We start from the raw sequence: 24,574 nt of genomic DNA, 5'->3' as shown, positions 1-24,574 counted from the left end.
AATAGGCGCTTGAAGGCAAAGAAGTTAGCTGCCGTCTAGGCGATATCCACCAAAGTGGGAACAGTTTTGCAAATCTGTATCTTGGGCGGTTGAGAGGAAGCGGCATGCATTTCCTCTTGCACAGCGCCCGCATCGGCCTACATTGCGCCTGCTTATGCTAAATGTGAGCATAAGGTATGGAGATGATCATGGCTGACGGCGCCTTTGGTCTGACGAAAGAGTTGGAGCGGGAAACCGCCGGGGTGTGGGCCAAGGTCAAGGACCACGTCACGCCGCTGGAATGGCCCGCGCAGGCGCGGCTGATCAGCGAGATCAACTGGCTGAAGCGCGAGCGCGACGCCGTGATCCTGGCCCACAACTATATGACGCCCGAAATCTTCCACGGAGTCGGCGACTATGTTGGCGACAGCCTTGGCCTGGCCAAGGAGGCCGCGCGGTCGGACGCGAAGGTGATCGTCCAGGCGGGCGTCCACTTCATGGCCGAGACGTCCAAGATCCTGTCGCCCGAGAAGACGGTGCTGATCCCGGACCTGCGCGCCGGGTGCTCGCTGGCGTCGTCGATCACCGGGGCGGATGTGCGGCTGATCAAGCAGCGCTATCCGGGCCTGCCGGTCGTGACCTATGTGAACACCACCGCCGATGTGAAGGCCGAGACCGACATCTGCTGCACGTCCGCCAACGCCGTTCAGGTGGTGGAATGGGCGGCCAGGGAATGGGGCGTGGATCGCGTCATCCTGATCCCGGACGAATTCCTGGCGCGCAACGTCGCGGCCCAGACGACGGTCGGCATCATCGCCTGGAAAGGCCGCTGCGAGGTGCATGAGCGGTTCACGGTGGACGATATCGCCGAGATGCGCGCGGCCTATCCGGGCGCGGAAATCCTGGCCCACCCCGAATGCCCCGAAGACGTGCTGGCGGCGGCGGATTTCGCCGGATCGACGGCGGCGATGACTGACTATGTCGAGGCGCGCCGGCCCAAACAGGTGGTGATGATCACCGAATGTTCGATGGCCTCGAACGTCGCTGGCGACGTGCCGGGCGTGCAGTTCATCGGCCCGTGCAACCTGTGCCCGCACATGAAGCGGATCACACTGCAGAACATCCACGACTGCCTGCTGAACATGCAGTTTGAGGTGACGGTGCCCGCCGACATGATCGAGCGTGGACGTCTGGCGGTGCAGCGAATGATCGACCTGCCGCCGCCCGCCGTTCCCGCGCGCTACGACCTGGTCAAGGCGCGCCACCATGTCGATGTGGAGCTGATCTGAGCGTGACGCGGCGATCGGTCCCGGCGACGGGGCGGGTCCTTGCGCCCATCTGGACGCCATGAGCAACATAGACACCACAGATCAGACGCCCGGCCGCGCGCCCGGCCTCTGGGACGCCAAGCCCGAACCGACATCGGCGCGCGGAGCCGCGCAGGCGCCCGCAGCCGAAGCGCCGGTCGAGAAGGATCAGAGCCTGGTCTGGGCGATGCTGTCCACGGCGCTGATGGGCGGGTTTCTGTGGTGGATCACGGGCAGCGCCATCGTGGCGGGCGCGGTGCTGATCGGCCTGTTCGTCCATGAGGCGGGCCACGCCTTGGCGATGAACAAGCTCGGTATGGGACCGGCGCGCATCTACATCATCCCCTTCCTGGGCGGCCTGGCCAAGGCGCGGCGTGAGCCGAAGAGCGAATGGGACGGGGTTCTGGTGTCATTGGCCGGACCGGCCTTCGGCCTGCTGGCGATGATCCCGTTCGTCGGGGTCTGGATGGTTCTGGGGCAGGGCGAATGGCTGATGGGCGCCTTCTTCATCGCCATGCTCAATCTGGTGAACCTCGTGCCGGCGCCGCCTCTGGATGGATCCAAGGCTCTAGGGCCGGTGCTGACGCGTGTGCACCCGCGCCTTGAGCAGATTGTGCTGCTGGTCATCGGTGTCGCGGTGGTGTGGTGGGGCCTGACGACCGGGCGGTTCATCCTGGCCGCCTTCCTGGCCCTGTCGGTGTTCAGCCATCTGAAGCGTGGCGTCTGGCGTGCGGCCTGGGGCACGCTGAGTTGGTCCGAGGCGGGCAAGAGCCTGGCGCTCTATCTGCTGACCCTGGCGGTGTGCGCGGCGGCGGCCGTCGGCGCCCTGATGCCGATGACCGGGGGCGATCCGTCCGGCGCGGTGCAGTTGGGCCTCAACTACCTAGGCTTTGGACGATGAACCGAACGCGGCATGACGGACCTCTGATCGTCGGGGCGGGGCTGGCGGGGCTGTCGGCCGCGCTGGAGGCGGCGAAGTCTGGGGCCAAGGTTCTGGTCGTGACGCCCGAGCCGTTGCTGAACGCCTGTTCGTCCGCCTGGGCGCAGGGCGGGATGGCGGCGGCGCTGACGGCGCAGGACTCGGCCGCATTGCACGCCAGCGATACCGAGGCGGCGGGCGCGGGCCTGGTCGAGCCGATCGCGGCGCGCGCCCTGACCGACGCCGGGCGCGAGACGGTGGAGTGGCTGGCGGCCCTGGGCGCGCCGTTCGACCGGAATGCGGACGGCGGCTTCGTCGTCAGCCTGGAGGCGGCCCATTCCGTTCCCCGCGTGGCGCGAGTCGGCGGCGACGGGGCGGGCCGTGCCATCCTATCGGCCGTCGTCGCGGCGGTGCGGGCCGAGAAGTTGATCGAGGTCTGGGACGACGCGCGGCTTAAGGCCCTGTCGCAGGACGCCGACGGCCGGGTTGTCGGGGCGGTGGTCGCGCGCGGCGACCGCCTGGTCGAGATAACGGCGACGGCGGCGGTGCTGGCCACTGGCGGTGCGGGCGGTCTGTTCGCGGCGACCACGACCCCGGCGGCGTTGAAGGGTGAGGGGATGGCGCTGGCCGCGCGCGCCGGCGCGGAAATCCTCGATCCGGAGTTCGTGCAGTTCCACCCCACCGCCATCGACGTGGGACTGGACCCCGCGCCGCTGGCGACCGAGGCGCTGCGGGGCGAAGGCGCGCGATTGATCGACGGGCAGGGGCGGTTCCTGCTGGGCGAGGCGGACGACGCCGACCTGAAGCCGCGTGACGTGGTGGCGCGGGCGGTCCATGCGGCGCGCGCCGACGGGCGAGGGGCCTTTCTGGATGCGCGGGCAGCGATCGGGGACGAGTTTCCCCACGCGTTTCCCGCCGTCTTCGCCGCCTGCATGCGCGCCGGGCTGGACCCGCGCGTCAGCCCGATCCCGGTGATGGCGGCCTGCCACTATCACATGGGCGGGATCGCCGCCGATGCCGACGGCCGTACGACGGTTTCAGGCCTCTATGCGGTCGGAGAATGTGCGGCGACCGGCGTGCACGGCGCAAACCGGCTGGCGTCCAACTCCCTGCTGGAAGCGGCGGCCTTCGGTCGGCGCGCGGGCCGGTCGGCGGCCAAGGAAGTCGGCGGCGGCCGCGCCTTGGCAGCTGATATCTCGCCTGACCTGCTGGATGCGGCGATGGCCGAACTGCGGACCGCCATGACGGCGCATGCGGGTGTGGTGCGTGATGAGGAGGGACTGCAGACTCTGATCGCCCTGATCGACCGGCTGGAGAGCCAGCACGGGTCGGCGGCCGTCCTGTTGGCGGCGAGGCTCATCGCTCAGGCGGCGCTGGACAGGCGCGAAAGCCGGGGCGGACACTACCGGTCGGACTATCCGCAAACGGATAGGGCGGCTGTGCACACGCGAGTGCGGATCCCACACCCGGCGGCGCTGGAGGCGGCGGAATGAGACGACTTCCTGAAGTGCTGATCGAGCCCGTCGTGCGTCTGGCGCTGGCCGAGGATTTGGGTCGGGCCGGCGATGTGACCGCCATGGCCTGCATCCCTGAGGGTGCGCGGATGAAGGCGGCTTTTGCAGCCAGGAAGCCCGGGGTGCTGGCGGGCATCGACTGCGTGCGCCTGGCCGTGCTGGCCATGGACCCCAAGGCCTCGATCGATTTGAGATTGAGAGACGGCGACGCCTTTGAAGCGGGCGCCGTGCTGGCTGTTGTCGAGGCCGACGCGCGCGCCTTCCTCTCGGCCGAGCGGACGGCGCTCAATCTGGTCGGACGGCTCAGCGGCGTGGCGACCTCGACGCGCACCTATGTCGAGGCCGTCGCCGGGACCAAGGCGCGGATCGCGGATACGCGCAAGACCACGCCGGGGCTGCGCGCGCTGGAGAAACATGCCGTGGCCTGCGGCGGCGGGATCAATCATCGCTTCGGCCTGGATGACGCCATCCTGATCAAGGACAACCACGTCGCCATCTGCGGCGGCGTCGCCGAAGCGGTGCGGCGGGCCAAGGCCTTCGCGCCGCATCTGATGAAGGTCGAGGTCGAGGTCGATGGGCTGGATCAGCTGGACCCCGTATTGGCTCTGATCGACGAGAGCGCGGCGCCGGATGTCATCATGCTGGACAACTTCAGCCTTGACGACCTGCGCGCCGCCGTGGCGCGCGTCGCAGGGCGGGTCGTGCTGGAGGCCTCGGGCGGGGTCGATCTGACAACGGTGCGCGGCATCGCCGAGACGGGCGTGGACGTCATCTCGGTCGGCGCTCTGACCCATTCGGCGCCCGTTCTGGATATCGGCCTGGACGCGCTCTGATCGCTCCCAGGCCTCCGCCGATCAAGCGGGGCTGGAGGCCGTTTCGGCGACGTCGGTCTTGGCCGGCGTGTCGTGCGCCCGCGCGGGGCGGGAAGCCGGTTGGGCCGCGGCGGCGCGCGTGGCGGCAGGAGAAGGCGTCGTCGACTGGGCAGCTGGCGTGGGCAGGGCGCGACCTTCCTGCGCCAGCACCATCGAATAGGCGACCGCCTGTCCGGCCTGACGCGCGGTTTCGACCGGGTTGAGGCCGGCCTGGATCAGGCGCGGTTGGTCCGCCGGCGTCGCACGACGGGCGGCGTAGGTGAAGGTCCCGCCGGTGCTTGAGCGGCCGCCGAAGCGATAGAACAGATGGCTGCCGACCTGGCTGATCTGGACCAGCGACGAACGCCAGCCCGGCGTCACGGCGGTGGTGTGGAAATGGGTCGCATTGCCGACGCGCGAGAAGACCGACCCCGACATGGCGTTCGAGGCCACGGTCCTGGCGCGGTTCCAGGCGGCCTGGTTGACGCGGCCGCGCATCGCGCCGGAGCAGGTGAAGGAGAATTGGCAACCGGTGCTGCGCGCCGCGCCCTGGAAGACGACGCCGCAGACGGTCTTGGGGAAAGCGGGGTGGCGCACGCGGTTGAGGACCACCTGAGCCACGGCCTTCATGCCGTCGGCGCCTTCGCCACGGGCTTCGTAATAGACGGCCTGGGTCAGGCAATCGAGATCGCGGCTGGCGTCTAGGGCGTTGGCCACGCGGAAGGCGGGCGCGGCGGTCGGTGCGGTCAGGCTGGCGCGGCGAAGATTGGGATCGCCCGGCGCGCGGAGCTGCTCGAGACGGGCGGCCAGCAGTTCGGCCTGGCGATCGCGCTGGGCCGAGCCCGCGCTGGTATAGGGATCATGACGCCGCGCGATAGTCAGGGCGCTGGCGTCGAGGCCGCCGGCGGCGGCGGCAAGGGCTTCTTCCGTGAAACCGGCGGCGGTGGCGCCCTGAATCCGTTCGGCCTGGGCGCGCAGCGTCGTCGCGCGCGCCGTCGTGCCGCCCAGATAGGCGCATCCGATCGCCAGTCCCAACAGACCGCCAAAGGCTGCAGCAGCCGTCATGGGCTTGATCTTGGCCACACGATCGGCGCGCAGAATGGCGCGCGTCTGCGAGGAATGCGACAACGAGGTAGTCCTGTTCAGCAGGGCGAGAAACGCGGCCCCCGGGATAGTCTTGCCGGGGAGGCGACCCATTGCGGTCGCGGTCCAGCCTGCAATTTCCGGCGCTCGGCTCAGTGGCTCGGGCGTCGAGGACGGGCCTTTAGCCAGCCTTTTATGGCCTTAATGTGTTCGATTCGCAATCCTATGGTTAACGCGTCGATTTCGATGGGCATTTTTTAGTCTCGGCGCCCTGTGTGGCTGCAAAACGGCAAGACCAGATAAATCTATCGCTTTAATACTGTATCCAACTACAGTGAGACTTGTTATCTATAGATATGTTGCAGCGCGACAGACTAAATGCATTGATAAAATCTGTTTAAAATTGTGGCGTGGAGTGTCCACGCAACTAGAGCCCAAGCCAGGAACCGCTGTGCGGCGTTTGCGTTCAAGCGTGGCCTTTGGAGAGAAGCCATGACCAAAATCATCACCCTGACCGCAGCCGCTGCGACGGCGCTCGCCCTGTCAGCCTGCGGCGCGACGATCGAACAGAAGGCCGCCAGCGGCGCCATCGCCGGCGCGGTCGTCGGCGGGCCGGTCGGGGCCGCCGTTGGCGGCGCGGCCGGGACGGCCGTCGGCCAGGCGCAAAAGCCGAACTAAGACCGCCTTGATCGATGCACGCTCTTATCGCTGCGCTTGCGATCCGGGCCGCGTCGCCTATCTGATCGAAGTGTTGCGGCCACGCCGCCGCGACGCTCCAAATGACGCATCAGGCCGATTTGCGGGCTGCGAACCTTGATTTTCGCGCGCTTATCGGCTTTGTGCGCCCCGCTTCGGGCCGTGCGTGGCGCAGCCTGACCCCCGACGACCGCCCTGGTCGCTCACAAGGAACCCTGACGCTTTCGCATGAAAGATCTGAAGACCGGATTCTCCGACCGCATTACCGCCCAGCAAGAGGCCAAGAAGGCCCTGCTCGCCAAATTCAAGCCCAAGGCCGCCGCGCCCGATCCCGAGTTCGAGCGCTTGGCCGAAAAGCGCGCCGCCGAAAAGGAAGCCCTGCGCCAGCAGCACGAGCTGGCCAAGGCCGAGCAGCGCCGTGAAAAGGCGGAAAAGGAAGCCGCGCGTCTGGCCGCCGAACTGGCGGCCCAGGAAGAGATCGACGCGGAAAAGCGCGCCGACCGCAAGGCGCGCAAGCAACTGACCAAGGAAGAGCAGAAGGCCAAGCGCGACGCCCGTTACGCCGCCCGCAAGGCCCGCCGCTAAATCCAGCTGCAGCTCCAACCAGATCGACGCGTCGCATCGCTGCGGCGCGTTTTTCTTTGGCCGTCAGATCGCCGGAGTAGCGCTTAGGCGTTCCAGCAGGGCGCGCAGCTGGTCCGATGAATAGGGTTTGCGCAACAGCGGCCAGACTGTGTCGGCCAGCACCGCATCCACGTCTTCGCCGACGTAGCCCGAGGTCAGGGCGATCCGCAGGTCCGGCCAGCGCGCCGCCGCCTCGCGCGCCAAATCGATGCCGCTCATGCCGCCGGGCATCACCACGTCGGTCAGCATCAGATCGAAGTCGTCGGCCTGAAGGAACTTCAGCGCATCGTCGCCCGTCTCGGCCCAATCGACCTCCAATCCGAAGCCTTCCAGGATTTCCAGAGCGATGGCTGCGACGCCGGCGTCGTCCTCCACTAGCAACATCCGCCCGCCCTCGACCAAGGCGGCGCCATCGGCGGCGACCAGGCTCGACGTCACTGCGGCGTCTTCCGCCGACAGCGGCGGCAGGAAGATGCAGATTTCGGCCCCGCGGCCCGGCTCGGAGATGATCTGGACCCCACCGCCCGATTGGCGCGCGAAGCCATAGACCTGGCTCAAGCCCAGGCCTGTGCCCTTGCCGACGCCCTTGGTGGTGAAGAAGGGTTCGAACACCCGGTCGCGGATGTCCGGCGACATGCCTTCGCCGTTGTCGGCGACGCTGACGCAGACGTAGTCGCCGGCCGACAGTTCGGCGATCTGTCCGGCCTCGACGGTGCAGGCCCGCGTCTGCACGGTGATGCGGGCCTGTCGGCCCTTGGCTCCGGTCACATCGCCCAGGGCGTCGCGCGCATTGACGATCAGGTTCAGCAGCGCGGCTTCGAACTGGGCCGGATCGACATTGGCGGGCGCGCCGCCGCGCTTCAGCTTGACCTTGAAGTCCACCGCCTCGCCGACGGCCCGACGCAGCAGCGGTTCGCTCTCGCGGATCAGGGCGTTCAGGTCGATGGGCTCGGGACGCAGCGCCTGACGACGCGAGAAGGCCAGCAACTGATGCGTTAGGCTCTCGCCCCGTCGCGCCGCCGCCAGAGCCGCCTCGCCCAGCTTCTTGCGCTTGGCCGCGTCTTCGCTCCGCAAGATGATGTCCAACGCCCCGATCACCACGGTCAGCAGATTGTTGAAGTCGTGCGCGACCCCGCCGGTCAGCCGCCCGACCGCCTCCATACGCTGGGCGTGGACCAGTTGCGCCTCGGCCTGGGCCTTTTCGATCAGGGCCTCGTCGACCCGTTCTTCCAGCAGTTCATTGATGCGTTTGAGGTCGTCTTCGGCTCGTTTGGCGTCGGTCACATCCAGACAGGCCCCGACGTAACCCTGAAATAGGCCCGAGGCGTCGAAGCGCGGCACGCCTTCGGTTCGCAGCCAGCGCGGGCCGAGCGTCGGGTGGTTGATCCGCGTCAGCGCCTCGAACCGATCCCGGGCCTCGAAGGCGCGCATGAAGGCGGCGGCGAACACTCCTTCGTCATCCGGGTGGATCAGGCTTCGCCAGCTGTCGGGCAGATGCGCGTCGGCCTCTACACCGAAGAAGGTGCGGTAGCGCCTGTTGGCGAACACCATCTGGGCGGCATCGTCGCTCATCCAGATCAGGGCGGGGGCACTGTCGGCGACGGTGCGGAAGCGGTTCTCGGATTCCTCCAGTCGCGCCTGGGCCGTGCGCATGTCCGTCACGTCGAACGCCACGCCCACGAAGCCGACAACCTCCTGACCCGCCAGTCGGGGACGTGAGAAGGATTTCAGCCAGCGCCATTCGCCGTCGTGACGGCGATAGCGCGCCTCCATCGAAAAGGGCTCGCGCGTCGCTTCTCCATTCACGGACTCCGCCAGAATGCGCGCCTGATCCTCAGGATGCAGCACGTCGCGCCAATCCAGGTTGAGGACGGTCTGATAGTCCGAGCCATGGAAATCGACATAGGCGCGGTTGACGAAGGCGCGCGTGCGATCCTGTTTCGTGACCCAGATCAGAACCGGCGCGGTGTCGGCGATGGCGCGGAACCGCTGCTCGCTCTCACGGGTCTCGTTTTCCGCGCGGGCGCGCTCGACCTCGGCCCAGGTGCGCGCGGCGACTTCCTCGACAAGGCTGACCTCAGCCTCGGTCCAGTCGCGCGGGGTCGCGGAATGGACATATAGGAACGCGCGCAAGCGACCGGTGCGGATCAGCGGCGCGCGCACCAGGGCGCGGGTCTGGATGGCGTTGAAGGCGTCGGCGACCGCCGCCGTGCGAGGATCCTCGCGCACATCTGAGATCTGGATGGTGCGGCCTTCGTTCAGGTCCGCGATCAGACCTTCGCCAAAGGCGTTCAGGCTAAATTGTCCCTGGGCGCTTTCGACGCCGGCGGTCCAGTCGCGGCTCATGGAGACGACGCCCGCCGCCTGATCGACCTCGCCATAGCCCACCCGCTCGACATCCAGCAGGGCGCCAAGGGTGCTCTCCACATCGGCCATGATGTCTTCGGGATCTGTCAGGTCGCGCAGTCGGTCGCTGAGATCCAGCAGGAAGGCCTGACGTCGGGCGGCGCGCGCTGCGGCATCCAGCGCCTCGTGAGTTTCGGTCACGTCAAAGGAAATGCCTGCATAGCCGACGAAGGCGCCTTGCCCGTCGAAGCGCGGACGCACGACGGCCCGCATCCAGCGCCAGACGCCGTCCTGTCCCTGAACGCGCGCCTCCATCTGGAACGGCTTGCGATCAGCGGCGCCGGCCTTCTCGGCCGCCTTTACGGTCTCCAGATCGTCGGGGTGCACGGCTGTCTTCCAGCCGCCTTCGCGCAACGCCTCGATGTCCAGCCCATGCAAGGCGAAGACGGCGGCGTTGACGAACTCGAACTCGCCCTTGGCGTCCAGCAGCCAGATCGGCGAGGGGGCGGTATCGGCCAATTCGCGGAACCGGGTCTCGCTTTCGCTCAGCCGCGACAGGGCCTTGCGCAGCGACGCGCCAACCGCCGCGATGAACAGGCCGACGAGAACGAAGTTCCAGGTCGCCGCACCGCCGATGGCGTCAAGCACGCCATCGCGACCGGTCGCCGTCAGCGCGACGATCGCCCAGCCGCCGCCGGTGCAGACCAAAAGCGCCGCCAAGGCGCCGGTCCAGCCAGCCGCCAGAGCCGCAAGGGTCACCGCCGGCAACAGGATGGTGAAGCCGGTCACCTCGCCATACAGCGGAGAGGCCGCGGCCCGGATCACCAGCCCGACGAGCGCGATGCCGACCCCGATGAAAAGACGACGCGACGCGGAGGTCGCGGGCAAGCGCGCCAGGCCGACCAGCCAGCGATCCATGCCTGCGATCCGCCCTTTCGATCCGCCTGCGCTCATATCGTCGGTTCGCCCCACCAGCGACGCGTTTGCGCCGCTGGAACATAGCTTTACACCTTGCGTTTGGGGCGACCACCCCTGACGCGCAAAGGGGTGCGATAACGGCGGTCGTCGTGGCGCCGGAAAATGGCCTATAAGTCGGACTAGACGCGCGATCTCAGCGAAAGGCCGTTGCGCCGATCGCGGCTGTTGGACCCTGAATGACCCGGTTGCCCTGGAAGACGATGTGGAAGGCGCTGCGGCGTTCGGCGGCGGCCTTGCCCGCGGCCGGCGCGGTGCTGGGCGTCGCCATGGCGGCAGGGTCCAGCGTGCGCCCCGATATGGACCGGACCGCTGAGGCGGTCTCGCGCATCACCGGCGGCGATCTCGGCGCGGGCGGGCTGGCGGCAATTAAGGGGCGACTGACGCCGTCGCAACTGGCGGTGGCCATGCGTCATGATCCGAACCTTCTGCAACCGGCCCTTTACGGGCTGACGCCGGGTTGGGAGAGCCTGACGCTGGCCGGAAAGCCGGGTCTGGAACCGGGCAAGAGCGGCCTTGAGGCCCAACGTCTGAACGCGGCCATGGCGCCCGCGTCAGGCGCGCTGCGTCCCGCCTTGCCGTTCGTGTTCAAGGGTAGCGCCGAGGATCGCAGGCGGGCTTTGCGCTGCCTGACCCAGGCCGTCTATTACGAGGCGGCGCTGGAGCCGGACAACGGCCAGGCGGGCGTGGCTCAGGTGGTCCTGAACCGCGTGCGCGATCCGAACTACGCCAACACCGTCTGCGGCGTGGTGTTCGAGGGCGCCGAGCGCGTCACGGGCTGTCAGTTCAGCTTCACCTGCGACGGCTCGCTGGGCCAGGCGCCGGTCGGCTGGGCGTGGGAGCGGGCGCGCAAGGTGGCGGAGCGGGCGCTGAACGGCGCCGTGGCTCAGGACGTCGGCACCGCCACCCACTATCACGCCGACTATGTGCATCCTTGGTGGGCGCCGACGGTGGCCAAGGTGACGCAGATCGGCGCGCACATCTTCTATCGTTGGAAGGGCGTCTATGGCGAAACGGCCGCCTTTAGCAAAACCTACAATGGGCGCGAGCCGGCGATCGACGAGGCGCGCTTCTCGCGTCCGCGCATGACGATCGCGGCCGGCTCCGCAACCGGCGGCGCCGATCCCGATGCGCCGGTCAAGGACGCGCCGTTGAAGACGGTCGAGATCGATGGTCAGCAGCGGGTCGTCGGCGTGGTCAGCCTGGGCGGTCGCCGCCTGCCCACGCGTGACGAGGTTGCGGCCATCAACGCGCGCCTGAACGCTCTGGAGCGGCCAGCATCGTCGACCAAACCCGCCGCCCCGGCGCCCACAGGCGTCACGACGATGGATGTGGAGGAAGTCGGTCGCCCCGCGAACTGACATCCTGCATTGCAACGCTTCGCCACTCCAAGCATTGATGTCGATGGCCGGACCTGACCGGCCCAGCGAGGACGCCTGCTTGACCCACCCCGAAGTCGATTGTCCGAGGTGGGACGAAGCCGACCGTCTGAAGGCCCTGACGAGCTACGGCGTGCTGGACACGACGCCCGAAGGGTCGTTCGACGATCTGGCGTCACTCGCTGCGCGCATCTGCGAAGCGCCGATGGCCGCCGTCAGTCTGGTCGATTCCCAGCGTCAGTGGTTCAAGTCCGAGGTCGGTCTGGGCGTGCGCGAAACGCCGCGGCCGCTGTCGTTCTGCGCCCACGCCATGCTGGGCGACGACGTCATGGTCATCCCCGACGCGATGCAGGATGACCGCTTCATCGACAATGATCTGGTGACGGGCGCGCCGCACATCCGCTTCTATGCCGGCTATCCGCTGAGGACGCCCGACGGCGTGCCGCTGGGCGCCCTATGCGTTCTGGATGACAAGCCGCGCCCGCAAGGTCTGACCGAGCTTCAGTTGATGGCGCTCAAGACCCTGGCGCATCAGGTGATGACGCAACTGGAGTTGCGTCGCGCGTTGTTGGACCGCGACCTGAGCGACCGCACCGCGCGGCTGGCGATGGAGGCCTCGGCCTATGTCGGGGCCTGGGACTGGGACATTCCTGAGAACCGCGTGATCGCCGACGAACGCTTTGCTCGCATGTACGGCGTGGATCCCGAAGCGGCGCGCGAGGGCGCGGCCATCGAGGTTTTCACAAGCAACGTCCATCCCGACGACGCCCAACGCGTCGCCGACGAGATCGACCGAGCCATGACGGGCGACGGCGTCTTCGTCAGCGAATATCGTCTGGGCCAGGGCGATGACGTGCGTTGGGTTCTGGCGCGCGGGCAGGTTTATTTCGACGCGGAGGGTAAGCCGATCCGCTTCCCTGGCGTCGCGGTGGACATCACCGAACGAAAGACCATCGAGACGGATCTCGCCGAGATCGCGGTCGCGTTGAGCGAAAGCGAGAGCCGGTTCCGGGTCTTGGCGGACGCCATGCCGCAGATGGTGTGGTCCACCCTGCCGGACGGTTTTCACGACTACTATAATGCCCGCTGGTACGAATTCACGGGCGTGCCGCTGGGTTCGACGGACGGCGAAGGCTGGAACGACATGTTCCACGCCGATGACCGCGAGCGGGCTTGGGCGGTGTGGCGCAACTCGCTGGAAACCGGCGAGCCCTATGAGATCGAATACCGGCTGAAGCATCACAGCGGCGTCTATCGCTGGACGCTGGGCCGCGCGGTGGCGATCCGCGACGAGGCGGGCGAGATCACCCGCTGGTTCGGCACCCTGACCGATATCGATGAGTTGAAGCGGCTGGAGCAGGGCCGCGAACTGGTCAGCCAAGAGCTGAGCCACCGGATCAAGAACATCTTCGCCGTGGTCACCGCCCTGGTCGCCCTGTCGGCGCGCCAGTATCCGGAGGCCAAGGCGTTTGCGGCCTCGCTGCGCACGCGGATCGCCGCCTTGGCCCGTGCGCATGAGTTCGTTAGGCCGCACACCGAAACGTCCAAGCCCACAATCGGCGCAACGACCCTGCATTCTTTCCTGTCCGACCTGTTCCAGGCCTATGTGGACGAAACCGGAAAAGCACGCGTCGTGATCCGGGGCGAGGACGCGGTCTTTGATGATCAGGCGGCGACCTCCGTGGCGCTTCTGTTCCATGAGCTGGCCACCAACGCCGCCAAATACGGCGCCCTGTCCGAGCGCGGGGGCGTCGTGACGCTCAACACAGAACGACAAGAGGATCGTTTCGTCCTGACCTGGTCGGAAACAGGCGGTCCGGTCATCCAGGGCATGCCGCAGCGCACCGGCTTCGGCTCCTCCCTGGCCAGTCTATCAGTCGAGGGACAGCTGGGCGGTCGGCTGTCGCGCGAATGGCGGCCAGAGGGGCTTCAGGTCATTGTGGATCTGCCGGCGACGGCCTTGTCCAGGCGGCGCGCGGCAGGCGGATATTCAAGTTAGTCCTCTATTGAAACCTATCCCTCACACTGACGTTACGTACGTTCCCGAACACCCGATCGAGCCATGACTGCGCGTATCCTCATCATCGAAGACGAAGCTCTCGTTGCGATGGAGCTTAGGTTCGTCCTGGAAGACCTCGGCCACGAGGTCTTGGGCGTCGCCGCGACCGCACAGGCCGCGCGCGATCTGGTGCGCGAGAACGACGTCGATCTGGCGCTGGTCGACATCCACCTGTCCGATGGTCCGACAGGCATCAACCTGGGCCGAGAACTGGGCCAGGACATGGGCGTCTCCGTCCTGTTCATGACGGCCAATCCCGGCATGGTGCGCGAGGGCGTGGCCGGCACCATCGGCGTGCTGTCCAAGCCAACGGACGAGCATGCCGTCCAGACCGCCGTGGACTATGCCCTGCGTCGTCGCCAGGGGCAGCCGGTCGATTACGCGCCGCCGGGTCTTCAACTCTTCGGCTGACCGCCGCCGAGGCGGTTGCGGTCGCAGCGATGCGGCATATGTCGAGGGCTCCCCAGAGGAGACCTCCCCATGACAACCCTTCCCAAACGCAAGCTCGGCTCAAGCGGCCTGGACATCGCCCCGCTGGTGTCCGGCGGCAACGTCTTTGGCTGGACGGCGGACGAGGCGACGTCATTCGCCCTCCTGGACGCCTTCGTCGAGGCCGGCTTTGACGCCATCGACACCGCCGACGTCTATTCGCGCTGGGTTCCGGGCCATTCCGGCGGTGAGAGCGAGACGATCATCGGCAAGTGGCTGAAGGCGCGCGGCCGGCGCGACGACGTGAAGATCCTGACCAAGGTCGGATCGGACATGGGGCAGGGCCACAACGACCTGTCGTCGGCCTGGATCGAGACGGCGGTCGAGGCGTCGCTGCGCCGGCTCCAGACCGACTACATCGACCTGTATCAGACCCACTGGCCCGATCCGAACACGCCGCAGGAAGAGACGCTGCGCGCGCTGGATAAGCTGGTGCAGACCGGCAAGGTGCGCGCCATCGGCACGTCCAACCATTCGGCCGAACAGGTGTCCGAAGCTCTGGACATCTCGCAGCGCGAGGGTCTGGCCGCCTATGCGACGATCCAGCCGCACTACAACCTCTACAGCCGCGACACCTTCGAGGGCGGGTTGCAGGACTTGGCTGTCCAGAAGGGCCTGGGCGTCATCACCTATTTCAGCCTGGAGAGCGGCTTCCTGACCGGCAAATACAAGACCGTCGATCAGATCGCCGGGACCAAGCGCGAGGGCATGCTGAAGGACAAGTTCGACGAGCGTGGCGTGCGCATCCTGGCGGTTCTGGATGCGGTGGCTCAGAAGAACGAGGCCACCTCCGCCCAAGTCGCCTTGGCCTGGCTGCTGGCCCAGCCGGGCGTGACGGCCCCGATCGTCAGCGCCACCTCGACCGAACAGCTGGCCGACACGCTGAAGGCGGCGACCCTCACACTGTCGGATGCGGATCTGGCGGAACTGACGGAGGCCTCGGCCTAATGATTGCGTAGGATCGGGGTCACCAGACCCCGATCTTTTCCGCCTCGGCGTGGCTGATAGGGTGGTGCGCCTTGGCGTGGTCTTCCTCGGCGAGGAAGCGGCTGACTTCCAGCGCGGCCATACAGCCCATGCCGGCGGCGGTCACCGCCTGGCGGTAGACATCGTCCGTCACGTCGCCGGCGGCCCAGACGCCTTCGATCTCGGTCGAGGCCGTGCCGGGCTTGACCCGCAGATAGCCGCCGGCGTTGGTCTCCAGCTGGCCCTTGAACAGTTCCGACGACGGGGCGTGACCGATGGCGATGAAGACGCCGTCGGCGGGGATTTCCCGGGTCGAGCCGTCCTGGACGTTCTTGAGCCGAACGCCGGTGACGTTCCTGGCTATGCCGTCCACAACGCCGACGATCTCCTCGATCGCCGAGTTCCAGATCACCTCCACCTTGGGGTGGGCGAATAGCCGGTCCTGCAGGATCTTCTCGGCGCGGAACTCGTCGCGGCGGTGAACGACCGTGACCTTGGAGGCGAAGTTGGTCAGGAACAGCGCCTCTTCGACGGCGGTGTTGCCGCCGCCCACGACCACGACCTCCTTGCCGCGATAGAAGAAGCCGTCGCAGGTGGCGCAGGCCGAGACGCCGAAGCCCTGATAGGCGGCCTCGCTCTCAAGCCCCAGCCATTTGGCCTGGGCGCCCGTGGAGATGATGACGGTCTCGGCCAGCATCTCCTCGCCGCTGTCCAGCTTCAGGCGGAACGGGCGTTGCGACAGGTCGGCGGAGACCACGATGTCGTGGATGACCTCGGTCCCGACATGCAGGGCCTGGGCCTGCATCTGCTCCATCAGCCAGGGGCCCTGAATGGTGTCGGCGAAGCCGGGATAGTTCTCGACGTCGGTAGTGATGGTCAGCTGGCCGCCAGGCTGGATGCCGGCGATGACGACGGGGTTCAGCGAGGCGCGGGCGGCGTAGATGGCGGCGGTCCAGCCGGCGGGACCGGAACCGATGATGGCGACGCGAACGGTACGAGCTTGGGTCATGGCTCCTATTTAGGCGGTGATTCCCGTTTGCGCGATGCTAGTCTCGCCCGACATGAAGGGGAGATGGGGATGACGAACAAGAACGCGGCCTTCCTGCCGATCGGGATCGGCATGGGCCTGTCGATCGGCGTGGCGCTGGGCGTGGCTCTGGACAACGTCGGCATGGGTCTCGCCCTGGGCACGGCCATCGGATCAGGGTTCGGCGTGGCTCTGATGGGGGCGGCGAACATGAAGGCCAAAAAGGGCGGCGGATCAGACGGCGGCGCCGTCATGCCGTCATCGGATACGTCCCAGCCCAGCGGCTCGGATTGCAGCGGGGACAGCGGCTGTGACGGCGGCGGCGGGGGTGGCGGCGACTGAAAAGGCCACTCCAGAATATTTTAGTGCACTTTCGTGCAGATTTTTGCGAACCGTTCGTAGAAAGCCCCCTGATGACGGTCGTCACCATAGGGCGTGACGGCGTCAGGAACGGACGTGGGTTTCGCTATCGCGTCTGCATCGCTTCCAGAACGGCGCGCGCGGCGCGGTCGGTCTCGGCCAGCGGCTCGTAGGTCCAGCCGTCCAGCGCGCCGTCAAACGGACGGGTGGTGCCGCGCGATTGCAGGTCGTCGTGCAGGCGAGCGAACTTGTCGCCGGCTTTCAGCGGGATCATCGGCAGGACATGGACCGGCTTGCCGGTCGAGGCGGCCTCGGCCGCCATATTGGCGCTGTCCTCGGTGACCAGGATGTGGTCGGCGAAATGCAGGAAGCCGAACAGGGGGTTGTCGCCTGTTCCGTCCCAGATCCAGCCCGGCAGATCCGAAAGGCGCGCGGTCATGACGGCCTTGGCCGCATCGGGCGTGCGGCGCGAGAAGGTCAGCATCAGTGCGCCGCCCGACGCTCGCACGGCCTCCGCGATCTGGTCGGCCAGGTCGGCCGCATGGGCGGGGGGAAGGTCGAAAGCCTTGGACTTGCCGCCGATCAGCACCGTGATGCGCGGATGGGGTAGGGGGGCGATCCGGTCGGTGAACGCGGGTGCGGCCTGAGCGATGCGCTGGGGCGTGATGCGATGGGGCGAACCGGTGATTTCAAAGACATTGTCGCCCGACAGACCGTCATGGGCGGGCGCGACGATCAGGTCGTAGCGGTCGTTGGCCCAGCGAGGATCCTGGGTCTGAACGACGAAGGTCTTTCCGCCGCTCCAGGCCTTGATGCGGGTCGACAGCGGCAGGGTCGCGCGACCCGTGGCGATCCACAGATCAGGCCAGGGGGCGGTCAGCGGCGCGGACGCCAACATCGCCGGGGTCTTCAACGCCGACGGCAGGCGGTCGAAGATCGGACGCCAGCGGATATGTTTGATCGTGATTTCGGCCGGGGTCAGGCGCTGAACGGCCTCGGCGAGACCTAGAGCCTGATTCTCGATGCCGACGCGGCCGTCGGAGACGACCCAGATGGCCAAGGGATCGGGAGAGAGGGGGCGCGCGGACGCTGCCCCCGCCATCGTTGTTACTTCCACTCGACCTTGAGGATCTCGTAGGCCTTCACGCCGCCGGGCGTGTTGACCTCAACGACGTCGCCGACTTCCTTGGAAATCATGGCGCGCGCGATCGGCGAGGCGATCGAGATCTTGCCCTTCTTCACATCGGCCTCGTGTTCGCCGACGATCTGATAGGTGGCCTCTTCCTCGGTGTCCTCGTCCACCACGGTGACCGTGGCGCCGAACTTGACCTGGCTGCCCGACAGTTTGGACACGTCGATGACCTGGGCGCGGCTGATCTTATCCTCGATCTCGGCGATCTGGCCTTCGATCCAGCCCTGCCGCTCCTTGGCGGCATGGTATTCGGCGTTTTCGGACAGGTCGCCGTGCTCACGCGCCTCGGAAATGGCGGCGATCACGCTCGGCCTTTCGACCGACTTCAATTGCTTCAGTTGATCGTCGAGGGCACGGTAGCCCTCGCCCGTCATCGGCACTTTTTCCATTTGTGTCGTGATTTTTCTGGTTCGCCCGGAGACTGGAAAGACGCGAGATAAGCACACAAAAGGCCGCGGGGCGGGCGCGGCCGGGCATCAAGACTAGGGTTTCTCGCTCAGCAATTCAAGAGCGTAATGCCCGCCCCGGTTGACCCTCAGGCGCGGGCCGGCGGTTCGGGCTTGTGGTCGCGGCGCAGGACGCCCTTGATGAGGCTGTAGGCCAGCCAACCCACTGCGGCGAGGCCGGCGAGCATGAAGATGCCGGAAATCAAGGCGGCTCCTGCCGCCATGAAGGCGAGGACGAAGGCGACGGCCGCAGCCAGTCCGGCCACGATCTGAATGGTTTGAAGGCGCATGAGACCTTAACGCCCTCGACCACGGCGGGTTGCGCCGCCGCGATCACGATCCGATCACGCGTAGCTGTAGGGACCGCCCCGCTCGAGCGCGCGTTGATAGGCCGGCCGCGCATGGATGCGGTTCAGGAAGGCCTTCAAACGGGGCTTGGTCTCGGCGTCGAAGGCGCGGTCGGCGCCCGCCTCGACCGGAAAGCTCATCATGATGTCGGCGGCGGTGAACTGGTCGCCCGCGAACCATTCCGAGCGGCCCAGCTCGTCTTCCCAAAAGCCGACATGGGTGCGCAGTTGCGGGTCTACGAAACTGGCGATCGCCTTGTTGGCGACGCCATTGACGATGGGTTTCAGCAGAGCGGGGGCGCGGCGCGGCAACATGCTGAAGACCAGCTTCAGCAGCAGGGGCGGCATGGCCGACCCCTCGGCATAGTGCAGCCAATAGGTGAACCGACGGCCGTCCTCGGTTCTCGCCGCCGGACGCAGGCGACCTTGGCCATAGGTATCGAGCAGATATTCGACGATGGCCCCGGTCTCTGCGACCTTGACCGCGCCGTCCTCGATGACCGGCGACTTGCCCAGCGGATGGATCGCCAGCAGTTCGGGCGGGGCCAGCCGGTTTCCGGGGTTTCGTTCGTAGCGGACCACCTCATAGTCCAGGCCCAACTCTTCGAGCAGCCACAGGACGCGTTGCGAGCGGCTGTCGTTCAGATGGTGGACTTTGATCATGGGTCGGCTCCGGGCGGCGAGGCATGACTATTCGCAACGCCGCCGGAGAAGTCGAGCGGCGATTGCAGCCTCAGCGCGGGCGGCGGCCGCTCCAGCGTCCGCGCGGTTGCGGCGCGACCTTGGGCTTGGCGCCTTCGCGGCGGTTGCGCCAGACCTCATAGGCCAGGGTCGCCAGGGCCAGCTTCCCTGCGTGACGACCGGCGACGCGACGGCCGCCCTTGGAGAGCAGCAGGCTGCCTAGGAGGGGAACGAGCTTGTGCAGACGGGACATGATGGAGTTCCTTTCGTCGTCCCAACGCGCGGTGTGCGACCGGGGTTCGCCCTGCGACGACATGAACTGTCAGCGACCGACAGAAGGTTTGGCGCGCGCGATGCGTCAAGCGGTGCTAGCGCTAAGGTATGAGCCAATCCCGCATCGCCGCCTTCTTCACCTCCCTGAGCTTTTTCGTCATCGCGGCCCTGGTCGCCGGCGTCGTCGTCGGCGCCCTGGCGCAAGGATCGCAGGCCGCCTGGCTGACCGGCGCCTTGGGCGTGGTCGAGAGCCTGGGCCAGGTGTGGCTGAACGCCTTGCGCATGACCGTCATTCCCCTGGTGTTCAGCCTGTTGGTGACCGGCATCGTCTCCATCGCCGATGCGGCGGCGACGGGCCGAATCGCGGTGCGGTCGCTGGTGGTGTTCGGCGTGCTGCTGGTCGGGGCGACGATCTATGCGATCCTGGCGGGCCTGGGCCTGCTGGCGGTCTGGCCGATCGATGCCGAGGCGGGGCGTGGGCTGCTGGCGGGCGTCAGCGCCGAATCCCTGGCGACCGTGGGGGAGGCGGCGCGCACCGACGGCCTGCGCGCCTTCCTGGCCAGTCTGGCGCCGGCCAATGTCATCAAGGCGGCGTCCGACGACGGGGTGTTGGCGGTGGTGGTCTTCGCCGTCGCCTTCGGCTTCGCCGCGACGCGGATCAAGGCCGAGCTGCGACGGCCCCTGGCGGGCTTCTTCGAGGCGGTGGCCGAGACCATGGTGGTCATCGTCCACTGGGTGCTGCTGGCGGCGCCATTCGGGGTGTTCGCCCTGGCGCTGGGCGTGGGTTTGCGCGCGGGCCTCGGGGTGGCGGGGACGCTCGCCCACTATGTCGCCATCGTCTGCCTGAGCCAGATCGGCCTGATCCTGATCATCTATGTCGTGGCGATCGTGTGGGGGCGGATTTCGCTGGGCCGTTTCGCGCGCGCCGTGGCTCCGGCCCAGGTCGTCGCCGTCTCGACCCAGTCGTCGCTGGCCAGCCTGCCGGTGATGATTGAGCGCGCGCGCGACTGGCTGGGCGTACCGCAGACCTCCGCCGGCCTCGTTCTGCCGCTGGCGGTGGCGGTGTTCCGCATCACCAGCCCGGTCGCCAACCTGGCGGTGTGCCTCTATGTGGCGCAGTTGCACGGGGTGGAGTTGGGGCTCGGCGTGCTGATCGCCGGCGGGCTGACGGCCATCGCCGTGTCCATCGCCTCGGTCGGTTTGCCGGGTCAGGTCAGCTTCTTCGCCGCCATCGGCCCCATCTGTCTGGCCATGGGCCTGCCGCTGGGCGTGCTGCCGCTGCTGCTGGCGGTCGAGGTCATTCCCGACATCTTCCGCACCGTCGGCAACGTCACCGCCGACCTGGCCGCGACCCGAATCGTGGCGGGTGAGGATGGGGCGGGCGAGGGCGATCGCGTTATAGAATGACCCAGGCGGCGCCGCCCGCCAGCAGGATCAGGTGGAGCAGGACGATCAGGCCGAACTGGGTCCTGAACGGTTCCTTGCGCGTCTTGTGGCGCAGGATGTGCTGACCCATCCACGCGCCCAGCCCGCCGATCAGGCCGAACAGCAACAGTGTGGACTCCGGCGTGCGCCACAGGCCGGCCTTGGCGCGCCGCTTGTCCCTGGCGAAGGCGAGAAACCCCAGCACTTCGCCGCACAGGATGGCGATCAGGGCCAGATCGAGATTGGACATCGGCGTGGCTCCGGCGTTCGGCCGCTACATCCTCGTAGCGTGCGGCCGAAAACCGGAGATTTCGTCAACGTCAGGCGTAATCCTGAATCGCCCGCACGCCCAGGTCGCCGGCCTTGATGGCGCCGATGGCCTGGGCCGCCGCCAGGGCGCCGGCGGTGGTGGTGTAGTAGGGCATCTTCATCATCAGGGCGGTGCGGCGCAGCGAGAAGCTGTCCTGCAGCGACTGCTTGCCCGATGTGGTGTTGAAGACCAGTTGGACCTCGCCGTTCTTCATCGCGTCCACGATGTGCGGGCGGCCTTCCAGCACCTTCTTGACCAGCTTCACCTCCAGCCCTTGTTCGACCAGATAGGCGTGGGTGCCGCCGGTGGCTATCAGGCTGAAGCCTTCGGCCAGCAACGTCCTGGCGGCGTCGACGATGAAGGGCTTGTCCTCGTCCTTGACCGAGATGAAGGCGCAGCCCGAGGTCGGCAAGGTGGTCCCGCCGCCGATCTGGGACTTGGCGAAGGCGCGGGCGAAGGCGGGGGCCATGTCGGCCTCTCCCGGCCGCTTGAAGTCCAGGCCCATGACCTCGCCGGTCGAACGCATTTCCGGGCCCAGGACGGTGTCCACGCCGGCGAAACGGGCGAACGGGAAGACGGCTTCCTTGACCGCGATATGGTCGTAGGGCTTGTCCGTCAGACCGAACGACTTCAGCGGCACGCCGGCCATGACCTTGGCGGCGATGGAGGCGATAGGCTGGCCGATGGTTTTGGCCACGAAGGGCGCCGTGCGGCTGGCGCGCGGATTGACCTCCAGCACGAAGATGCGCGGGTTTTCGCTGTGCGGCTCCTCGATGGCGAACTGCACATTCATAAGGCCGCGCACCTTCAGGGCCTTGGCCATTTCGGTGGTCTGGCGTTTCAGCTCGTCCACGATCTCGGGCCGCAGCGAGAAGGGCGGCATGGAGCAGGCGCTGTCGCCCGAATGGACGCCGGCTTCCTCGATATGCTCCAGCACGCCCGCGACGAAGACCGTCTCGTCGTCGCACAGGGCGTCCACGTCCACCTCGGTGGCGCGGTTCAGATAGTGGTCGATTAGGACGGGATCGTCGCCCGAGACGCGCATGGCCTCGTGGACATAGCGGTCAAGCTGCTCGCGGTCGTGGACGATCATCATGCCGCGACCGCCCAGGACGTAGGAGGGGCGCAGAACGACGGGATAGCCGACCTCTTCGGCCTTCTGCGCGGCTTCTTCCGCCGAACGGGCCAGGCCGTTGGGCGGCTGGCGCAGGCCAATGCCTTCCAGCATCTGCTGGAAGCGTTCGCGATCCTCGGCCAGGTCGATGGAGTCGACGCTGGTGCCCAGCACCGGAATGCCGTCGTCCTGCAGGGCGTGGGCCAGCTTCAGCGGGGTCTGGCCCCCGAACTGGACGACGCAGCCGATCAGCTCGCCGTTCGAACGCTCGACCTCGATCAGCTCCAGCACGTCCTCGGCCGTCAGCGGCTCGAAATACAGGCGGTCGGAGGTGTCGTAGTCGGTCGAGACGGTCTCGGGGTTGCAGTTGACCATGATGCTTTCGACGCCGATCTGGTCGAAGGCGAAGGCCGCGTGGCAGCAGCAGTAGTCGAACTCGATGCCCTGGCCGATCCGGTTCGGACCGCCGCCCAGGATGATGGCCTTCTTCTTGTCCGACGGCTCGGACTCGCACTCGGGGATCTGGCCGAGCGCGCCGGTCTCATACGTCGAATACATATAGGCGGTGGCGCTGGCGAACTCGGCGGCGCAGGTGTCGATCCGCTTGAACACCGGGCGGACGTTCAGGCCGCGACGGGCGGTCCGGACGGATTTTTCGCTTTGGCCGGTCAGCTGAGCCAGACGGGCGTCGGAGAAGCCCTTGGACTTCAGGCGGCGGAACTCGGTCGGGTCGGTCGGCAGGCCCTTGACCCGGACGTGGCCTTCCTCGCGCACGATGTCGGCGATTTGGCGCAGGAACCAGGGTTCGTAGGCACAAGCGGCGTTGACCTCCTCGACCGTCAGGCCATGGCGGAAGGCCTGGGCGATGACCCGGATGCGGTCGGGGGTCGGAACGCCCAGAGCGCGCACGACGGCACCGCGGGCCGTGGCGTCGTCTTCGGCGCCGGCCACCCCTTCAATCTCGATTTCGTCGAAGCCCGACAGGCCGGTCTCCAGCCCGCGAAGCGCCTTCTGCATCGATTCCTGGAAGGTGCGGCCGATGGCCATCACCTCGCCCACCGACTTCATCGAGGTGCCCAAGAGGGGCTCGGATCCCGGATATTTCTCGAAGGCGAAGCGCGGGATCTTGGTGACCACATAGTCGATCGACGGCTCGAACGACGCCGGCGTCACCTGGGTGATGTCGTTGGTCAGTTCGTCCAGGGTGTAGCCGACCGCCAGACGCGCCGCGACCTTGGCGATGGGGAAGCCGGTGGCCTTGGACGCCAGGGCCGACGAGCGCGACACGCGCGGGTTCATCTCGATCACGACCATGCGGCCGTCGGCGGGGTTGATGGCCCACTGCACGTTCGAGCCGCCCGTCTCGACTCCAATTTCGCGCAGCACATTGATCGAGCCGGTCCGCATTCGCTGATATTCCTTGTCGGTCAGCGTAAGGGCGGGGGCCACGGTGATGGAGTCGCCCGTATGGACCCCCATCGGATCGACGTTCTCGATCGAGCAGATGATGATGCAGTTGTCCGCCGTGTCGCGGACGACCTCCATCTCGTATTCCTTCCAGCCCAGCACCGACTCCTCGATCAGCACCTCGGTGGTCGGCGACAGGTCCAGGCCGCGCAGGACGATCTCCTCGAACTCCTCGCGGTTGAAGGCGATGCCGCCGCCGGTGCCGGCCAGGGTGAAGGACGGGCGGATGACGGCGGGCAGGCCGACGAACTCCAGCCCCTCCAGCGCCTCTTCCATCGAATGGGCGGCCTTGGAGCGGGGCGATTCCAGGCCCAGCTTGTCCATCGCGTCGCGGAACTTCTGACGGTCCTCGGCCTTGTCGATCACCTCAGCCTTGGCACCGATCATCTCGACCCCATGCTTCTTCAGCACGCCGGATTCATGCAGGGCCAGGGCCGTGTTCAGCGCCGTCTGGCCGCCCATCGTCGGCAGCAGGGCGTCGGGCTTTTCCTTGACGATGATCTTCTCGACCATTTCGGGCGTGATCGGCTCGATATAGGTGGCGTCGGCCACCTCCGGGTCGGTCATGATGGTGGCGGGGTTCGAGTTGACCAGGATGACCCGATAGCCTTCCGCCTTCAGCGCCTTGCAGGCCTGAACGCCGGAATAGTCGAACTCGCACGCTTGGCCGATGACGATCGGGCCGGCGCCGATGATGAGGATGGACTTGATGTCTGTGCGCTTGGGCATCGCCAGCTCTTCTTCT

The 24,574-nt window shown here is 67.1% G+C and carries 22 protein-coding genes; 12 read left to right on the top strand and 10 right to left on the bottom strand.

The features are described 5' to 3' along the window. Positions 1-176 precede the first annotated feature (176 nt). The 4 genes from nadA to nadC are packed head-to-tail and all read left to right on the top strand — an operon-like array spanning position 177 to position 4,552. On the top strand, positions 177-1,268 hold the full coding sequence (gene nadA, locus KAK88_RS14570; RefSeq protein ID WP_242077178.1) for a quinolinate synthase NadA: 1,092 nt from the start codon (positions 177-179) through the stop codon (positions 1,266-1,268). 58 nt (positions 1,269-1,326) lie between these two features. Next, a complete protein-coding gene (locus KAK88_RS14565; RefSeq protein WP_242077177.1) occupies positions 1,327-2,187 on the top strand; it encodes a metalloprotease in 861 nt (286 codons plus the stop codon). Beyond that, positions 2,184-3,698 (top strand): L-aspartate oxidase, encoded by a 1,515-nt coding sequence (locus KAK88_RS14560; protein ID WP_242077176.1) that lies wholly within the window; start codon positions 2,184-2,186, stop codon positions 3,696-3,698. Before KAK88_RS14565 ends, KAK88_RS14560 begins: the two co-directional genes overlap by 4 nt. Further along, positions 3,695-4,552, top strand: coding sequence for a carboxylating nicotinate-nucleotide diphosphorylase (gene nadC, locus KAK88_RS14555; protein ID WP_242077175.1), 858 nt, complete (start codon positions 3,695-3,697; stop codon positions 4,550-4,552). The genes KAK88_RS14560 and nadC overlap by 4 nt, the downstream gene beginning before the upstream one ends. A gap of 21 nt (positions 4,553-4,573) precedes the next feature. On the opposite strand, the gene KAK88_RS14550 is transcribed toward nadC, so the two are convergent. Next, on the bottom strand, positions 4,574-5,698 hold the full coding sequence (locus tag KAK88_RS14550) for a cell wall hydrolase (RefSeq protein ID WP_242077174.1): 1,125 nt from the start codon (positions 5,696-5,698) through the stop codon (positions 4,574-4,576). A gap of 447 nt (positions 5,699-6,145) precedes the next feature. Here KAK88_RS14550 and KAK88_RS14545 point away from each other — a divergent pair, with 447 nt between their 5' ends. Next, positions 6,146-6,331: a hypothetical protein gene (locus KAK88_RS14545; RefSeq protein WP_137722277.1), complete on the top strand. Its 186-nt coding sequence runs from the start codon at positions 6,146-6,148 to the stop codon at positions 6,329-6,331. 246 nt (positions 6,332-6,577) lie between these two features. Further along, a complete protein-coding gene (locus KAK88_RS14540) occupies positions 6,578-6,934 on the top strand; it encodes a DUF6481 family protein (RefSeq protein ID WP_055752926.1) in 357 nt (118 codons plus the stop codon). Positions 6,935-6,997: 63 nt separating this feature from the next. On the opposite strand, the gene KAK88_RS14535 is transcribed toward KAK88_RS14540, so the two are convergent. Beyond that, positions 6,998-10,273, bottom strand: coding sequence for a PAS domain S-box protein (locus KAK88_RS14535; protein WP_242077173.1), 3,276 nt, complete (start codon positions 10,271-10,273; stop codon positions 6,998-7,000). A gap of 200 nt (positions 10,274-10,473) precedes the next feature. Between KAK88_RS14535 and KAK88_RS14530 the strand changes: the two genes are divergently transcribed. The 4 genes from KAK88_RS14530 to KAK88_RS14515 all read left to right on the top strand — a co-directional run bounded on the left by KAK88_RS14530 (position 10,474) and on the right by KAK88_RS14515 (position 15,169). After that, a complete protein-coding gene (locus KAK88_RS14530; protein WP_242077172.1) occupies positions 10,474-11,655 on the top strand; it encodes a cell wall hydrolase in 1,182 nt (393 codons plus the stop codon). 79 nt (positions 11,656-11,734) lie between these two features. Then, the gene (locus KAK88_RS14525) at positions 11,735-13,672 is read left to right on the top strand and encodes a PAS domain-containing protein (RefSeq protein ID WP_242077171.1); all 1,938 of its coding nucleotides are present in this window, start codon (positions 11,735-11,737) and stop codon (positions 13,670-13,672) included. Between the two features lie 63 nt (positions 13,673-13,735). Further along, positions 13,736-14,143: a response regulator gene (locus KAK88_RS14520; protein WP_039244394.1), complete on the top strand. Its 408-nt coding sequence runs from the start codon at positions 13,736-13,738 to the stop codon at positions 14,141-14,143. A gap of 69 nt (positions 14,144-14,212) precedes the next feature. Then, a complete protein-coding gene (locus KAK88_RS14515) occupies positions 14,213-15,169 on the top strand; it encodes an aldo/keto reductase (RefSeq protein ID WP_242077170.1) in 957 nt (318 codons plus the stop codon). Positions 15,170-15,188: 19 nt separating this feature from the next. Here the strand turns inward: KAK88_RS14515 and trxB are convergent, their stop codons facing one another. Continuing rightward, entirely contained in the window at positions 15,189-16,196 is a 1,008-nt protein-coding gene (gene trxB / locus KAK88_RS14510) for a thioredoxin-disulfide reductase (protein WP_242077169.1), read from the bottom strand. Positions 16,197-16,265: 69 nt separating this feature from the next. On the opposite strand from trxB, the gene KAK88_RS14505 reads away from it, so the two are divergent. Further along, positions 16,266-16,556 (top strand): hypothetical protein, encoded by a 291-nt coding sequence (locus KAK88_RS14505; protein WP_242077168.1) that lies wholly within the window; start codon positions 16,266-16,268, stop codon positions 16,554-16,556. A gap of 124 nt (positions 16,557-16,680) precedes the next feature. Here the strand turns inward: KAK88_RS14505 and KAK88_RS14500 are convergent, their stop codons facing one another. The 5 genes from KAK88_RS14500 to KAK88_RS14480 form a co-directional block, all read right to left on the bottom strand. Next, positions 16,681-17,634, bottom strand: coding sequence for a mitochondrial fission ELM1 family protein (locus KAK88_RS14500; RefSeq protein WP_242077167.1), 954 nt, complete (start codon positions 17,632-17,634; stop codon positions 16,681-16,683). Between the two features lie 47 nt (positions 17,635-17,681). Further along, entirely contained in the window at positions 17,682-18,155 is a 474-nt protein-coding gene (gene greA, locus KAK88_RS14495; RefSeq protein ID WP_055752933.1) for a transcription elongation factor GreA, read from the bottom strand. Positions 18,156-18,301: 146 nt separating this feature from the next. Beyond that, positions 18,302-18,502: a hypothetical protein gene (locus KAK88_RS14490; protein WP_045809837.1), complete on the bottom strand. Its 201-nt coding sequence runs from the start codon at positions 18,500-18,502 to the stop codon at positions 18,302-18,304. 54 nt (positions 18,503-18,556) lie between these two features. Next, on the bottom strand, positions 18,557-19,222 hold the full coding sequence (locus tag KAK88_RS14485; protein ID WP_242077166.1) for a glutathione S-transferase family protein: 666 nt from the start codon (positions 19,220-19,222) through the stop codon (positions 18,557-18,559). Positions 19,223-19,292: 70 nt separating this feature from the next. Continuing rightward, on the bottom strand, positions 19,293-19,493 hold the full coding sequence (locus KAK88_RS14480) for a hypothetical protein (RefSeq protein WP_039244534.1): 201 nt from the start codon (positions 19,491-19,493) through the stop codon (positions 19,293-19,295). Between the two features lie 128 nt (positions 19,494-19,621). On the opposite strand from KAK88_RS14480, the gene KAK88_RS14475 reads away from it, so the two are divergent. Then, on the top strand, positions 19,622-20,920 hold the full coding sequence (locus KAK88_RS14475) for a dicarboxylate/amino acid:cation symporter (protein WP_242077165.1): 1,299 nt from the start codon (positions 19,622-19,624) through the stop codon (positions 20,918-20,920). Here KAK88_RS14475 and KAK88_RS14470 read toward each other — a convergent pair. Continuing rightward, positions 20,910-21,188, bottom strand: a complete 279-nt coding sequence (locus KAK88_RS14470; protein WP_242077164.1) for a DUF1294 domain-containing protein — start codon at positions 21,186-21,188, stop codon at positions 20,910-20,912. The genes KAK88_RS14475 and KAK88_RS14470 overlap by 11 nt on opposite strands. Before the next feature lie 70 nt (positions 21,189-21,258). Further along, positions 21,259-24,558, bottom strand: a complete 3,300-nt coding sequence (gene carB, locus KAK88_RS14465; RefSeq protein WP_242077163.1) for a carbamoyl-phosphate synthase large subunit — start codon at positions 24,556-24,558, stop codon at positions 21,259-21,261. Between the last annotated feature and the right edge of the window lie 16 nt (positions 24,559-24,574).

Origin of the sequence: Brevundimonas diminuta (assembly GCF_022654015.1) — a bacterium.
In the GTDB taxonomy this organism is placed as follows: Bacteria; Pseudomonadota; Alphaproteobacteria; order Caulobacterales; family Caulobacteraceae; genus Brevundimonas; species Brevundimonas diminuta_C.
The sequence above is the reverse complement of the archived record's forward strand: the minus strand, read 5'-3'. Positions and strand labels throughout refer to the sequence as shown.

Excerpts from the sequence above, each read along its gene's own strand:
- KAK88_RS14560 (WP_242077176.1), top strand. The coding sequence starts at position 2,184 with ATGAACCGAACGCGGCATGACGGACCTCTGATCGTCGGGGCGGGGCTG.
- KAK88_RS14520 (WP_039244394.1), top strand. The coding sequence starts at position 13,736 with ATGACTGCGCGTATCCTCATCATCGAAGACGAAGCTCTCGTTGCGATG.
- KAK88_RS14530 (WP_242077172.1), top strand. The coding sequence starts at position 10,474 with ATGACCCGGTTGCCCTGGAAGACGATGTGGAAGGCGCTGCGGCGTTCG.
- trxB (WP_242077169.1), bottom strand. The coding sequence starts at position 16,196 with ATGACCCAAGCTCGTACCGTTCGCGTCGCCATCATCGGTTCCGGTCCC.
- KAK88_RS14545 (WP_137722277.1), top strand. The coding sequence starts at position 6,146 with ATGACCAAAATCATCACCCTGACCGCAGCCGCTGCGACGGCGCTCGCC.
- KAK88_RS14565 (WP_242077177.1), top strand. The coding sequence starts at position 1,327 with ATGAGCAACATAGACACCACAGATCAGACGCCCGGCCGCGCGCCCGGC.
- KAK88_RS14540 (WP_055752926.1), top strand. The coding sequence starts at position 6,578 with ATGAAAGATCTGAAGACCGGATTCTCCGACCGCATTACCGCCCAGCAA.
- KAK88_RS14535 (WP_242077173.1), bottom strand. The coding sequence starts at position 10,273 with ATGAGCGCAGGCGGATCGAAAGGGCGGATCGCAGGCATGGATCGCTGG.
- KAK88_RS14475 (WP_242077165.1), top strand. The coding sequence starts at position 19,622 with ATGAGCCAATCCCGCATCGCCGCCTTCTTCACCTCCCTGAGCTTTTTC.
- KAK88_RS14485 (WP_242077166.1), bottom strand. The coding sequence starts at position 19,222 with ATGATCAAAGTCCACCATCTGAACGACAGCCGCTCGCAACGCGTCCTG.
- KAK88_RS14505 (WP_242077168.1), top strand. The coding sequence starts at position 16,266 with ATGACGAACAAGAACGCGGCCTTCCTGCCGATCGGGATCGGCATGGGC.
- carB (WP_242077163.1), bottom strand. The coding sequence starts at position 24,558 with ATGCCCAAGCGCACAGACATCAAGTCCATCCTCATCATCGGCGCCGGC.
- nadC (WP_242077175.1), top strand. The coding sequence starts at position 3,695 with ATGAGACGACTTCCTGAAGTGCTGATCGAGCCCGTCGTGCGTCTGGCG.
- nadA (WP_242077178.1), top strand. The coding sequence starts at position 177 with ATGGAGATGATCATGGCTGACGGCGCCTTTGGTCTGACGAAAGAGTTG.
- KAK88_RS14515 (WP_242077170.1), top strand. The coding sequence starts at position 14,213 with ATGACAACCCTTCCCAAACGCAAGCTCGGCTCAAGCGGCCTGGACATC.
- KAK88_RS14480 (WP_039244534.1), bottom strand. The coding sequence starts at position 19,493 with ATGTCCCGTCTGCACAAGCTCGTTCCCCTCCTAGGCAGCCTGCTGCTC.
- greA (WP_055752933.1), bottom strand. The coding sequence starts at position 18,155 with ATGGAAAAAGTGCCGATGACGGGCGAGGGCTACCGTGCCCTCGACGAT.
- KAK88_RS14470 (WP_242077164.1), bottom strand. The coding sequence starts at position 21,188 with ATGTCCAATCTCGATCTGGCCCTGATCGCCATCCTGTGCGGCGAAGTG.
- KAK88_RS14490 (WP_045809837.1), bottom strand. The coding sequence starts at position 18,502 with ATGCGCCTTCAAACCATTCAGATCGTGGCCGGACTGGCTGCGGCCGTC.